Source organism: Massilia sp. LC238 (assembly GCF_000735635.1).
Lineage (GTDB): Bacteria > Pseudomonadota > Gammaproteobacteria > Burkholderiales > Burkholderiaceae_D > Telluria > Telluria varians.
This window is the reverse complement of the sequence record NZ_JNNN01000078.1, coordinates 25,013-37,709: the sequence shown is the minus strand read 5'-3', so window position 1 is coordinate 37,709 and position 12,697 is coordinate 25,013. Positions and strand designations below refer to the sequence as shown.

Annotated in this window: 9 protein-coding genes; 4 read left to right on the top strand and 5 right to left on the bottom strand. The window is 67.2% G+C overall.

Annotation, left to right across the window (positions count from 1 at the left end):
- Positions 1-27: 27 nt before the first annotated feature.
- The 3 genes from alaS to FG94_RS21435 form a co-directional block, all read right to left on the bottom strand.
- Positions 28-2,637 carry an alanine--tRNA ligase gene (gene alaS / locus FG94_RS21445; protein WP_036215990.1) on the bottom strand — a complete coding sequence of 870 codons (2,610 nt, stop codon included), beginning with the start codon at positions 2,635-2,637 and terminating at the stop codon, positions 28-30.
- A 122-nt stretch (positions 2,638-2,759) separates the two neighbouring features.
- Positions 2,760-3,512 carry a glycerophosphodiester phosphodiesterase gene (gene ugpQ / locus FG94_RS21440; RefSeq protein WP_036215989.1) on the bottom strand — a complete coding sequence of 251 codons (753 nt, stop codon included), beginning with the start codon at positions 3,510-3,512 and terminating at the stop codon, positions 2,760-2,762.
- A gap of 21 nt (positions 3,513-3,533) precedes the next feature.
- Complete coding sequence (locus FG94_RS21435; RefSeq protein WP_036215987.1) at positions 3,534-3,884, bottom strand: DUF1294 domain-containing protein; 351 nt, start codon at positions 3,882-3,884, stop codon at positions 3,534-3,536.
- Between the two features lie 146 nt (positions 3,885-4,030).
- Between FG94_RS21435 and FG94_RS21430 the strand changes: the two genes are divergently transcribed.
- On the top strand, positions 4,031-4,579 hold the full coding sequence (locus FG94_RS21430) for a hypothetical protein (RefSeq protein WP_051996984.1): 549 nt from the start codon (positions 4,031-4,033) through the stop codon (positions 4,577-4,579).
- A 615-nt stretch (positions 4,580-5,194) separates the two neighbouring features.
- Entirely contained in the window at positions 5,195-5,635 is a 441-nt protein-coding gene (locus FG94_RS21420) for a DUF3597 domain-containing protein (protein WP_036216498.1), read from the top strand.
- Between the two features lie 133 nt (positions 5,636-5,768).
- Here the strand turns inward: FG94_RS21420 and FG94_RS21415 are convergent, their stop codons facing one another.
- Together FG94_RS21415 and trpS are read right to left on the bottom strand one after the other, a co-directional pair.
- Complete coding sequence (locus FG94_RS21415) at positions 5,769-6,818, bottom strand: zinc ribbon domain-containing protein (RefSeq protein WP_036215986.1); 1,050 nt, start codon at positions 6,816-6,818, stop codon at positions 5,769-5,771.
- A 123-nt stretch (positions 6,819-6,941) separates the two neighbouring features.
- A complete protein-coding gene (trpS, locus tag FG94_RS21410; RefSeq protein ID WP_027866807.1) occupies positions 6,942-7,970 on the bottom strand; it encodes a tryptophan--tRNA ligase in 1,029 nt (342 codons plus the stop codon).
- Between the two features lie 305 nt (positions 7,971-8,275).
- Here trpS and FG94_RS21405 point away from each other — a divergent pair, with 305 nt between their 5' ends.
- Positions 8,276-10,594, top strand: a complete 2,319-nt coding sequence (locus tag FG94_RS21405) for a family 1 glycosylhydrolase (protein WP_051997018.1) — start codon at positions 8,276-8,278, stop codon at positions 10,592-10,594.
- Between the two features lie 241 nt (positions 10,595-10,835).
- A complete protein-coding gene (locus FG94_RS21400; protein WP_036215983.1) occupies positions 10,836-12,596 on the top strand; it encodes a cation:proton antiporter in 1,761 nt (586 codons plus the stop codon).
- The last annotated feature ends 101 nt before the right edge of the window (positions 12,597-12,697 follow it).

Here is a 12,697-nt window from a genome sequence, read left to right as displayed (position 1 = left end):
TGTTTTTACCAGATGGTCAAGAAGCGCTTACGCGCGCTCGCCCACCCAGCCGGCCACGCCGGCCAGCGCCTGCGGCAGGCCCGCCGGATCGGTACCGCCGGCCTGCGCCATGTCCGGACGCCCGCCGCCCTTGCCGCCCACCTGCTGGGCGACGAAGTTCACCAGCTCGCCGGCTTTCACCTTGCCGGTGGCGTCCTTGGTCACGCCCGCGATCAGGCTGACCTTGCCGTCCGCCACGCTCGCCAGCACGATGGCGGCGGTCTTCAGCTTGTCCTTCAGCTTGTCCATGGTCTCGCGCAGCGCGGTGACGTCGGCGCCTTCCATGGTCGCGGCCAGCACCTTGATGCCGTTCACGTCGATGGCCTTGGTCACCAGCTCGTCGCCCTGCCCCGCGGCCAGCTTCGACTTGAGCGCGGCCACTTCCTTCTCCAGCGACTTGACCTGGTCCTGCACCTGGGCGATGCGCGAGGGCAGCTCGTCCGGGCTGGTCTTCAGGGCGCCGGCGGCTTCCTGCAGCTTGCGGTTGATCGACTGCACCAGCGCCAGCGCGCCCTCGCCGGTCACGGCCTCGACGCGGCGGATGCCGGCGGCCACGCCGCCTTCCGACACGATCTTGAACAGGCCGATGTCGCCGGTGCGGGTGACGTGCACGCCGCCGCACAGTTCCTTCGACGAGCCGATGTCCAGCACGCGCACGGTGTCGCCGTACTTCTCGCCGAACAGCGCCATCGCGCCGTGCTTGACGGCGTCATCGAACGTCATGTGCTGGGCCTGGGTGGCGTGGTTCTCGAGGATCTCGCGGTTGACGATCATCTCGACCTTGGCGATTTCCTCCGCGGTCAGCGGTGCGCCGTGGCTGAAGTCGAAACGGGTCTTCTCCGGATCGACCAGCGAGCCTTTCTGCTGCACGTGGCTGCCCAGCACTTCACGCAGGGCCTTGTGCATCAGGTGGGTCGCCGAGTGGTTGCGGATGGTGCGCGCGCGCTTGACGGTGTCGACCTGCGCGTCGACGGTGTCGCCCACCTTGAGCGAACCTTCGCGCAGCACGCCGTGGTGGCCGAAGACTTCGGCCTGGATCTTCAGGGTGTCCTCGACGTCGAACAGCTTGCCGTCCGAACGGATCACGCCCTGGTCGCCCACCTGGCCGCCCGACTCCGCGTAGAACGGTGTGGTGTCGAGCACCACGATGCCTTCCTGGCCGGCCTGCAGTTCCTGCACCGACACGCCTTCGGCGTACAGGGCCAGGACGTGGGTGTTGTGGGCCAGCGATTCGTAGCCGACGAACTTGGTCTTCTCGCCGGAATACTCGACCTTGGCGGCCATCTTGAACTTGCCGGCGGCGCGCGCGGTCTTCTTCTGCTGCTCCATGGCGGCGGCGAAGCCCTCCTCGTCCAGCGTCACGCCGCGCTCGCGGCAGATGTCGGCGGTGAGGTCGAGCGGGAAGCCGTAGGTGTCGTACAGAGTGAAGGCGGTGGCGCCGTCCAGGTTCCTGGCGTCCTTGGAGAGTTGAGCTTCCAGGATCTTCATGCCGTTTTCCAGGGTTTCGCCGAAACGCTCTTCCTCGGTCTTGAGCACCTGGGCCACGCGCTCTTTTGCTTCGCGCAGTTCCGGATAGGCTTCGCCCATCTCGATGTCGAGGTCCGCCACCAGCTTGTGGAAGAACGGCTTGGTCTGGCCCAGCTTGTGGCCATGGCGCAGCGCGCGGCGGATGATGCGGCGCAGGACGTAGCCGTGGCCTTCGCTGCTCGGGATGATGCCGTCGACGATCAGGAAGGACGCGGCGCGGATGTGGTCGGCGATGACCTTGAGCGAATTGTTTTCCAGGTCGGTGGCGCCGGTTTCGCGGGCAGCCGCCTTGATCAGCGCCTGGAACAGGTCGATCTCGTAGTTGCTGTGCACGTGCTGCAGCACGGCGGCCAGGCGCTCCATGCCCATGCCGGTGTCGATCGACGGCTTCGGCAGCGGGGTCAGGGTGCCCGATTCGTCACGGTTGAACTGCATGAACACCAGGTTCCAGATCTCGATGAAGCGGTCGCCGTCTTCTTCCGGCGAGCCCGGAGGACCGCCCCAGATGTCGGCGCCGTGGTCGTAGAACACTTCGGTGCACGGACCGCAGGGGCCGGTGTCGGCCATCTGCCAGAAGTTGTCGGATGCGTAGCGCGCGCCCTTGTTGTCGCCGATGCGGATGATGCGCTCTTTCGGCACGCCGATCTCGTTGGCCCAGATGTCGTAGGCCTCGTCGTCCTCGAAGTAGACGGTGACGGTCAGCTTCTCGGCCGGCAGCATGTAGACCTTGGTCAGCAGCTCCCAGCAGTAGTTGATCGCGTCGCGCTTGAAATAGTCGCCGAAGCTGAAGTTACCCAGCATTTCGAAGAAGGTGTGGTGGCGCGCGGTGTAGCCGACGTTTTCCAGGTCGTTGTGCTTGCCGCCGGCGCGCACGCAGCGCTGCACGGTGGTGGCGCGCGAGTACGGGCGCGTATCCAGGCCCAGGAACACATCCTTGAACTGCACCATTCCGCTGTTCGTCAGCAGCATGGTCGGGTCGTTGCCCGGCACCAGCGGGCTGGAACGGACGATGGTGTGGCCTTTGGACTCGAAGAACTTGAGGAACTTTTCGCGGATTTCGGAGGATTTCATGTCGTGAGGGCGGAATGAGGGAGCATGCGCTATAAAAAATCGATTATAGCGTAGCTGGCCCGTATCGGCCCGGCCGATATTGACGGCCGGGCGCGCCGCTCAGCGCAGCAGCGACAACACCGCTAGGCGACCTTGGGACCGATCAAATCGATGCGGTCGGTACAGAAGGCTTCGACGCCCCAGTCCAGCAGTTCGCGTGCCCGCGCCGGCTCGTTGACGGTGTAGCAGAACAGGCCGAAGCCGGCGTCGCGCACGGCCTTGGCCAGCGCCGGGGTCAGGTGCTTGTGGTTGGCGTGGATCGCCACCGCCTCGACCGAGCGCGCCAGCGGTTCCCAGCCGGGCGGCAGCTCGCTCATCAGGAAGGCGCGCGGCAGGTCGGGGGCGGCATCGCGCGCGCTTTCCAGGGCCGCCAGGCTGAACGAGGACAGCAGCGGCACGCGCTCCAGCCTGCCTTCCGCGATCTCGTCCGCGAACATGGCGCGGGTGATGCGCGCCACGGTCTCGCCGGTCTCGCGGTCGAAGCCGCGCGCCGGCTTGACTTCGATGTTCATCCAGATGCCCTGCGCCTTGCAGTACTGCGCGAACTCGACGAACAGGGGCACCGGCTCGCCGCGGTAGTCGGCGCCGAACCAGCTGCCGGCATCCATCCGCGCCAGCTCATGCGCATCGTAGTCGAACACGTGGCCGGCGCCGCTCACGGTGCGGCCGAGGTAGGGGTCGTGCATCACCACCGGCACACCGTCGCGCGCCAGCATCACGTCGAACTCGATGGCGCGGAAACCGAAGTCGATGCCGCGCTGCAAGCCGGCCAAGGTGTTTTCGGGAGCCAGGCTGCCGCCGCCGCGATGCGCCAGGATCCGGGGATATCGCCACATGCCCACCTCCTATTGCAGGAATCAGGAAACTGCCGGTGTGCCGAGCTGCCGTGACAGGTACAGGAAGAGTACGAGGTTCAGCACGACGGTCAGGTAAAACTTCCACTGGAACGAGGTCTTCGACGTCTTGTGCCGCAACCACTGCTGCGCCAATACGGCGCCCGGCCAGCCGCCGACCAGGCCGAGCAGCAGCAGGGTCGACTCCGGCGTGCGCCAGTTGCCCTTGCGTGCCGCCGACTTGTCGATCGCGTAGGCCACGAAACAGCTCAGGCTCATCGCCAGGTAGGCGGCGCCGACCTGCAGCGGCAGGTCCCACTTCCAGGTGGCAGCGGCGTACAGGACAGCAAACAGCAGGAGCGACAGGTAAGGCATACGGTGAGCTTACCCCGGCAAATACCTTGGTGTCTACATGGAAAGGAAATACTGCTTTCGGCCGGTGACCGTGGGATAACGAACAGAGGGCGCGATGTCGAAACGCCTACCCTTGATCTTCTACATGTCACAGCAAGGAGTACGAGATGGCTTTCGATCTTGGCAGTCTTCTGAACCAGTACCTGGGCGGCGGCGCCGGCGGCGGCAACCCCCACCAGGCCAACGACGACTTCGACCGGGTGGCCTCGAACGCGCCGCCCGACGTACTGGCGCGCGGCGTGACCGGGGCCCTGCGCTCCGACCAGACCCCGCCCTTCCCGCAGATGGTGAGCCAGATGTTCGGGCAGAGCAATCCGAACCAGCGCGCCGGCATGCTGAACCAGCTTCTGGCCACACTGGGCCCGGCCGTGCTGTCCCAGCTCGCCAGCCGGGCCGGCGGCCAAGGTGGACTTGGAGGCCTGGGCAGCATCTTCGGCGGGGGCCGTGCACCCACCCAGGTCACCCCGGAACAGGCCTCACAGGTCTCGCCCGAAGAGGTGCGCGAACTGGCCGAAAAGGCCGAGCAGGAAAACCCGAGCATCGTCGACCGCATGGGCGACTTCTATGCCCAGAACCCGACCCTGGTCAAGGCGATCGGCGGCGCCGCACTGGCCATCGCACTGGGCCATATGGCGCAAAACATGCGCCGCCAGTGATCCATGGCGCTTCACCGTTGAATAGCGAACAGAGCAAGCATTAGCAAAACGCCTACGCTCACTATTCAACCGTATGCAGTCAGGAGAACGAATATGGCATTTGATTTGGGCAATCTGTTATCGCAGTATCTGGGCGGCGGCAACCAGGACCGGGCGGCGGACGACTTCGACCGCGTGGCCCAGAGCGCGCCGCGCGCAACGGTCGCCGAAGGAGTCGCCAATGCCCTGCGTTCCGACCAGACCCCACCCTTCCCGCAGGTCGTCAGCCAGCTGTTCGGGCAAAGCGATGCGAACGGCCGTGCCGGCATGCTGAACCAGCTGCTGGGTTCCCTGAACCCGGCACAGCTGTCTTCGGTGGCAGGCGGCGTGTTCGGCAAGCTGTTTGGCGGCGGCAAAGTGACGCCGGAACAGGCCTCGCAGGTCTCCCCCGAGCAGGTGCGCGAGCTGGCTGAACAAGCCGAGCAGCAGAATCCCGGCATCGTCGACCGCATGAGCGCCTTCTATGCCGAACACCCGACCCTGGTCAAGGCGATCGGCGGCGCCGCGCTGGCGCTCGCGCTCGGCCACGTGGCACAACGCATGCGTTCCCAATCCACCATTCACCAAGGAGATGACATGGGCATCCTGAGCAATATTTTTGGCAAGATCTTCCCGAAGGCGCACGCCGCCAACAAGGGCCCACAAGCGCAGGCCCAGGCCCCGGCGCCACAGGCCCAGCCACAGGCTGCTCCCCAGCCCCAGGCGCAGCCGCAAGCACAGCCTCAGGCCCAGCCGCAGGCCGCGCCGGCCATGATGGACCAGGTCGACGTCGAGGAAATCCTGACCACCATGCAGAAGTCGTCGGGCCAGCAGCTGAACTGGCGCAGCTCGATCGTCGACCTGCTCAAGCTGCTCGGCCTGGACAGCAGCCTGCAGGCCCGCAAGGAACTGGCCGCCGAGCTGCACTACACCGGCGACACCAGCGATTCGGCCTCGATGAACATCTGGCTGCACCGCCAGGTCATGAACAAGCTGGCGGCCAACGGCGGCAAGGTGCCGGCCGACCTGCGCGACTGAATACGGGCCGTAGGGTGGGCAAGTTCCTTGCCCACGCGGTGATAGCTGGCGGCTAAATTATCCGGCACGAAAGCGGAGCCGATAGTGATCACCGCGTGGGCGGGAGGACCCGCCCACCCTACAAAACCGCTATCTAGTCGGCCAATGAGGTGTTGGCCGCCGTCCCGCACGAAAAACAGAAGCGGGCGAAGGCATTCTTGCGGCTGCTGCAGCAGCCGCAGCGGTCGAACAGGCCGATGCCGCAGTGCGGGCAGAAGTCGACGCTCGCATCCTTCAGGTCGACCGGCCGCTCGCATCCCGGACACACGCCCTTGCCCAGCCGGGCAAGGGCGGCGTCGTAACGCAGGGTCTGGCGGCGCTGCACATCTGGCAGCGCTTCGGCCTGCCGCTGGCGCGCCAGGTAGTGCTGCAGCGAGACGATCGCGTAGCGCCCCACCAGCACGGTGACGGCGATGCCGACCAGGTAGCGCACGTAGCCGCCATAGCTCGGCAGGTAAGGCACGAGTTCGAAGAAGAAGGCGAACAGTGCGAAGAAGATGAATCCCCACACGAAGGGCCAGTACTGGCTCTGGCGCTTGCGCGCGAACAGCCAGCCGGCCAGCACCAGGAGCGGCAGGGTCAGGGCCAGGCGGTACAGGAAGACCCGCAGTTCCTTGGACGTGGCCGCCTTCTCGTAGGCGGCCCGCGCCGGCCTTTCCATGCGCTCCCAGCGCATCTGCGCGCGCTGCAGGGCCTGGTCGGCATCCAGCAGGGCCTGCTGCTGGGCCTGGACGGCCGCCAGCGCGCGGCGCTCGTCGGCCTCCAGCTTGTCCAGTCCGCGGGTACGTTCGAGCAGCTCGGGATCCTGGTCCGGACGCGCAGTCGCGCGGCGCGTGGCCAGCCAGTTATCGAAGGTCTCGCGCGCCGAGCGGGTATTCGCGCGCGCCACCTCGTGCTGCTGGGTGGCCTGCTCCAGGTCGAGCTGGGCGCTCTCGCGCCGCGCCCGCGCCGCTTCCTGGCCGGCGCGCAGGGCATCGACCGCGTTGCGGTCCATGAACTGCTCGATGCTCAGGGGCCGCTCGACGTCCCACAGGTTATCGACGATCTTGCCGCCCAGGCCGATCAGGAAGGCGGCGAACGCGAACGCGACCAGCCACAGGGCGCGTTGCATCCATTGTTCGGTCAGGCGCAGGCCTTTGCTCATGAAACGGTCCTCCAGTGACGGTGATGGCGCAAGAGTGCCACCGGAGCGAGTCGCGGGCCAGTGCCGGCCGCAAGGGAGAGGCGTGCCGATACCCGGGGTACCGGCACACGATACCGCGGTGGATCAGAAGTAGGACAGGCCCAGCGCCTTCTTCACTTCGTCGGTGGTCTGCGCCGCCACTTCACGCGCCCGCATGGTGCCCTCCTTGAGGATCTGCAGCACCTGGCCGCGGTCCTTGGCAAACTCTTCGCGGCGTGCGCGGATCGGCGCCAGCAGCTCCTGCAGGATGCCTTCCAGGCGCTTCTTGACCACGCTGTCGCCCAGCCCGCCGCGGGTGTAGTGGGCCTTCATCTCGGCCAGGCCTTCCTTGTCGGTGTCGAAGGCATCGAGGTAGATGAAGGCGACGTTGCCCTCCAGGTGGCCCGGGTCGGACACCTTCAGGTGCAGTGGGTCGGTGTACACCTGCTTGACCGCGGCGCGGATCTCGTCGGCGCTGGCGCCCAGGTTGATGGTGTTGCCGAGCGACTTGCTCATCTTGGCGCGGCCGTCGATGCCCGGCAGGCGGCCGACTTCCGGCACGATCGCCTTGCACTCGACCAGGATGTCCTTTTCCGGGCTGTAGGTCCGGTTGAACCTGCGCACGATCTCGTTGCACTGCTCGATCATCGGGATCTGGTCCTCGCCCACCGGCACCACGCTGGCCTTGAAGGCGGTGATGTCGGCGGCCTGGCTGGCCGGGTAGGTCAGGAAGCCGGCCGGGATGTCGCGCTCGAAGCCGCGCAGGATGATCTCCTGCTTCACGGTCGGGTTGCGCTCGAGGCGCGCCACGGTCACCAGGTTCAGGTAGTAGAAGGTGAGCTCGGTCAGTTCCGGGATCTGCGACTGGATCAGGATGGTCGTACGGGCCGGATCGATGCCGCAGGCGAGGTAATCGAGCGCCACTTCCACCACGTTCCGGTGTACCTTACCGATGTCATCCATGTTGTCGGTCAGCGCCTGGGCGTCTGCGAGCATGACGAACTGGCGGTAGGTATTCTGGTACTCGACGCGGTTGCGCAGGCTGCCGACGAAGTGGCCGAGGTGCAGCGGACCGGTAGGTCGGTCGCCGGTGAGGATGATTGGCGTGGAAGTGTTCGGGGTTGGGGAGCTCATCGGGTTTCCTTGTTATTGCCCCGATCCTCCTGCGCTGGATGCGAAAACGCCACCCGGATCGAGGCGGCGTTAGTCGAAATGCACATCATTCCTGTGGCCGCACGCTAGGAGCGGCGCCACCAGGTCAACAAAAAGTGATGTGCTTTCGGAAAATTCATGGACCGCATGGTTGCAGGTTGGCGCAAGGATGTCAACCGCTACCGAGTCCCTGGCCTGCGGCCGGCTCTCCCCTTTCGACGATTTCTTGCCTGGGACGCCGAGCTGTAGGAAACTTGTTGTTAGAAAATTAATACTTGGTGAAACTGATGAATCCACAAAAGAGCACGAACAGCCAAATCCGTCCCCTGGAACTCTGGGGCGGCCTCGAATGCACGGTCAACCGTGTCCGCGACGAGTATTTCAGCCAGCTCGAGCGCAACGGCCATCACGGCCGCGCCTGCGACATCAAGCGCTTCGCGTCCACCGGCATCCGCGCAATCCGCTATCCCGTGCTATGGGAACGCACCGCGCCCGATGGACTCGCCAGCGCCGACTGGAGCTGGGCCGACGAGCGCCTGAACGCCCTGCGCGAAGCCGGCGTGACGCCGATCGCCGGCCTAGTCCACCACGGCAGCGGTCCGCGCGACACCAGCCTGGTCGACCCGGCCTTCGCCGAACGCCTGGCCGAGTATGCCGGCGCGGTGGCCGCGCGCTATCCGTGGCTCGAGTACTACACCCCGGTCAACGAGCCCTGCACCACCGCCCGCTTCGCCGGCCTGTACGGCGTCTGGTACCCGCACGGCCGCGACGACCGCACCTTCATCGAAGCCCTGCTGGTCCAGTGCCGCGCCGTGGTGCTATCGATGCGCGCGATCCGCGCCGTCAACCCGAACGCCAAGCTGGTCCAGACCGACGACCTCGGCAAGACCTACGGCACGCCCGAGCTCGCCCACGTGGCCGAGTTCTACAACGAGCGCCGCTGGCTGGCCTGGGACCTGCTGTGCGGCATGGTCGACGAGCAGCACAAGCTGTGGAAATACCTGACCAGGACCGGCATCGCGGCCGAAGAATTCCTGTGGTTCCGCGAGAACCCCTGCCCGCCCGACATCATGGGCGTCAACTACTACGTCACCTCCGAGCGCTGGCTGGATCACCGTCCCGAGCGCTTCCCCGAGCACCACCGCGGCGTGGCCGACGGCATCCCCTGCGCCGACATCGAGGCATCGCGCGTGCTGGCCACGCCGACCCCGGGCATCGCCCCGCTGCTGCTTGAGACCTGGGACCGCTACGGCATCCCGCTGGCCATCACCGAAGCCCACATCGACGCCAACCGCGAAGACCAGCTGCGCTGGCTGCTCGAGATCTGGGAAGCGGCCCAGCAGTCGCAGCAGAACGGCGTCGACGTGCGCGCCGTCACGGTCTGGTCGCTGCTCGGCTCCTTCGACTGGAACAGCCTGGTCACCCAGAACAAGGGCTACTACGAGCCGGGCCCCTTCGACGTGCGCTCGCCCATGCCGCGCCCGACCGCGCTGGCGCGGATGATGCAGGAACTGTCCTCGGGCAAGCCGCTGTCGCACCCGGTGCTGCGCGGCCAGGGCTGGTGGCGCCGCCAGGGCCGCTTCCTGTGCCACCCGCCGGTGGCCACGCCTGCGGCGCTCACGTCCATCTCGGCCGACGGCCACCGGCTGGTCGGCACGGGCGCGGCACCGATCCTGATCCTGGGCGCGACCGGCACCCTGGGCCGCGCCTTTGCACGCGTCTGCCGCAAGCGCAACCTGTCCTACCGCCTGCTGTCGCGCAAGGAGATGGACATCGCCGACGCCGGCTCGGTCGAGCGGGCCCTCGCAGAGCACCAGCCCTGGGCGGTCATCAATACCTGCGGCTACGTGCGCGTGGACGATGCCGAGAACGAAGCCGAGCGCTGCCTGCGCGAGAACACCGCCGGCGCGGCGATCCTGGCCGCCGCCTGCGCGCGCCACGGCATCCACCTGACCACCTTCTCGAGCGACCTGGTATTCGACGGCAAGCAAAGCCGCCCCTACGTGGAGTCGGACCCGGTGGCCCCGCTGAACGTCTATGGCCGCAGCAAGGCCGAGGCCGAGGTGGCGGTGCTGGACGAACACCCCGGCGCGCTGGTGGTGCGCACCAGCGCCTTCTTCGGCCCCTGGGACCAGTACAACTTCGTCACCCTGGCGCTGAATGCGCTCGAGCGCGGCGAGCCCTTCGTGGCCTCGAACGATCTGACCATCACGCCGACCTACGTGCCGGACCTGGTACACGCCTGCCTGGACCTGGCGATCGACCGCGAGGCCGGCATCTGGCACCTGGCCAACGGCGGCGAGCTGACCTGGGCGGAACTGGCCCTGAAGGCAGCCGAGCGGGCCGGCGTGGATGCCAGCCGGCTGGAGGCACGATCGATCGCCTATCCAGCCGCGCGCCCGGCCTACTGCGCCCTGACGAGCGAGCGCGGCATCCTGCTGCCGCGCCTCGACCAGGCCCTCGACCGCTACCTCGAACTGCGCAACGTGCACGATCCGGAGATCGAGGAACTCCAGCACACCGCCGAAAGCCGCCAGCCGGTGGCCAGCGGGCACCGGCAGCAGGAAGAGACGCCGCCGGAGGCGGTGCAGGCGGGGAATTGCTGAGGGGTTAACTCTGCGCTAGCAAAGTCTACTTGGGTCCCGGCCTGCGCCGGGACGACGGTTTTTGCGGTCGCGTGTCGACGCAAGCATTGCTACCCGCACCGTTTGAACCGTCATGCGCGCCACTGGCGCCCATGACTCCCGGCGAAGGCCGGGATCCAATTCCGTACCGCCACCGCTGTACTGACACCCCCACTCCCACGCTACAATCCCGGGCAAACAACAACGCCACCGCCCACCCATCGTGCAAGAGCAACACGCCTTTCCGTTCCTGCGGGAAATCCTCCTCTTCCTGATCCTCTCGGGCATCCTGATTCCCATCCTGCAGCGCCTGCGCATCAACCAGGTGATCGGCTTCCTCGCCGTCGGCACCCTGGTCGGCCCCTTCGGCCTTGGCCTGTTGGCCGGCGAGCTCCCCTGGCTGGCCTTCCTCACCTTCCCGCGCGACCAGGGCATTGCGGCGCTCGCCGAGATCGGCGTGCTGTTCCTGATGTTCATGATCGGGCTCGAACTCTCGGCGGCGCGCCTGTGGGCGATGCGGCGCTGGGTGTTGGGCGCCGGCACCGCGCAGGTGCTGGCCAGCGCGGCGCTGGTCGGCGGCGTCCTGCTGCTGGCCTACGGCCTCGACGCGCAGGCGGCCCTGGTCGTCGGCCTGGTGCTGTCGCTGTCCTCCACCGCGGTCGTGATGCAGCTGCTGGCCCAGCAGGGAGCCACCGGTTCCCCACTCGGCCAGGCCGCCTTCGCCATCCTGATGCTGCAGGACCTCGCCGTGGTGCCGATCCTGCTCCTGATCGGCGCCCTCGGCGGCGGCAGCGGCGGCGACAGCGTCGCGGTACTGGCGCTCACCACCCTGCTGAAGGCCGGCATCGCCATCACCCTGATCTACCTGGTCGGCGGGCGGGTCGTCCACAAGCTGTTCCGCGCGTTTGCCGAGCACCGCCAGCCGGACGTGTTCATGGCGCTGATCCTGCTGAGCACCTTCGGCATCGCCGGCCTGTCGGCCGCCGCCGGCCTGTCGATGGCGCTGGGGGCGATGATCGCCGGCCTGCTGCTGGCCGAGACCGAGTTTAAGCACGAGGTCGAGCTGATGGTCGAGCCCTTCAAGGGCCTGCTCATGGGCCTGTTCTTCATGACCGTAGGGATGAGCATCGACACCCGCCAGATCCTGGCGGCGCCCCTGCTGCTGGTCGCCTCGCTGGCCGGGCTGGTGCTGATCAAGGCACTGGTGACGGCAAGCCTGCTGCGCATCGGCGGCCAGCCCTGGAGCCGCGCGCTGGAGGGCGGCCTGCTGCTGGGCCAGGGCGGCGAATTCGCTTTCGTAGCAATCGGCTACGCCATGACTTCGCGGGTGCTCGACCCAGCCCTGGGCGGGCAGGTCATGCTGGTGGTCGGCCTGTCGCTGTTCATCACGCCCCTGCTGGCGCGCCTGGGACACGCCATCGGCGAGCGCGGCGAACACGCGCGCAACGAACATGCGGCAGAGGCCGACAACGGCGCCCTGGCCTCGGCGCGCGGCCGCGTCATCATCGCCGGCTTCGGCCGCGTGGGGCAGCAGCTGGGCAAGCTGCTGGGCGAGCAGAACATTCCCTTCGTGGCCTTCGAATGTGACGCCAAGCTGGTCTCGAAGCTGCATGCGGAAGGCCAGCCGGTCTACTTCGGCAATGCCGCGCGCCCCGAGCTGCTGCGCCGCGTGCATGCCGACGAAGCGCCGGCGATCGTGCTGACCATGGACCATCCGGCGTCAAGCATGCAGGCGGTGCGCGGCATCCGCCGCGAGTTCCCGCATGCGCGCCTGTTCGTGCGTTCGCGCGACGAGAAGCATGCGCGCGCCCTGCGCCTGGCCGGCGCCAGCGTGGTGGTGCCGGAAACGCTGGAAGCGAGCCTGCAGCTGTCGGCCTTCGTGCTGGAGGCGATGGGGCTGGACGCGCGCACGGTGGACGGCATTGTCGACCACGAGCGCGACCTGGTGACGGCCAAGCTGCTGGAGCCGGAGGGCGCCGCCTAGCGCCGGTCGTCGTCGGAACGGTCGAGTTGTGTACGCCTGACAAAGCCCGTACGCAGCGGAACAGCCTCGCTATACTGGACCGGTCCACCGCCTGGAGGTGC

What these genes read in the sequence shown, in the direction of transcription:
- FG94_RS21420 (WP_036216498.1), top strand. Translation starts at nt 5,195, where the DNA reads ATGGGCATCCTGAGCAATATTTTTGGCAAGATCTTCCCGAAGGCGCAC.
- FG94_RS21415 (WP_036215986.1), bottom strand. Translation starts at nt 6,818, where the DNA reads ATGAGCAAAGGCCTGCGCCTGACCGAACAATGGATGCAACGCGCCCTG.
- FG94_RS21430 (WP_051996984.1), top strand. Translation starts at nt 4,031, where the DNA reads ATGGCTTTCGATCTTGGCAGTCTTCTGAACCAGTACCTGGGCGGCGGC.
- trpS (WP_027866807.1), bottom strand. Translation starts at nt 7,970, where the DNA reads ATGAGCTCCCCAACCCCGAACACTTCCACGCCAATCATCCTCACCGGC.
- FG94_RS21435 (WP_036215987.1), bottom strand. Translation starts at nt 3,884, where the DNA reads ATGCCTTACCTGTCGCTCCTGCTGTTTGCTGTCCTGTACGCCGCTGCC.
- ugpQ (WP_036215989.1), bottom strand. Translation starts at nt 3,512, where the DNA reads ATGTGGCGATATCCCCGGATCCTGGCGCATCGCGGCGGCGGCAGCCTG.
- FG94_RS21405 (WP_051997018.1), top strand. Translation starts at nt 8,276, where the DNA reads ATGAATCCACAAAAGAGCACGAACAGCCAAATCCGTCCCCTGGAACTC.
- alaS (WP_036215990.1), bottom strand. Translation starts at nt 2,637, where the DNA reads ATGAAATCCTCCGAAATCCGCGAAAAGTTCCTCAAGTTCTTCGAGTCC.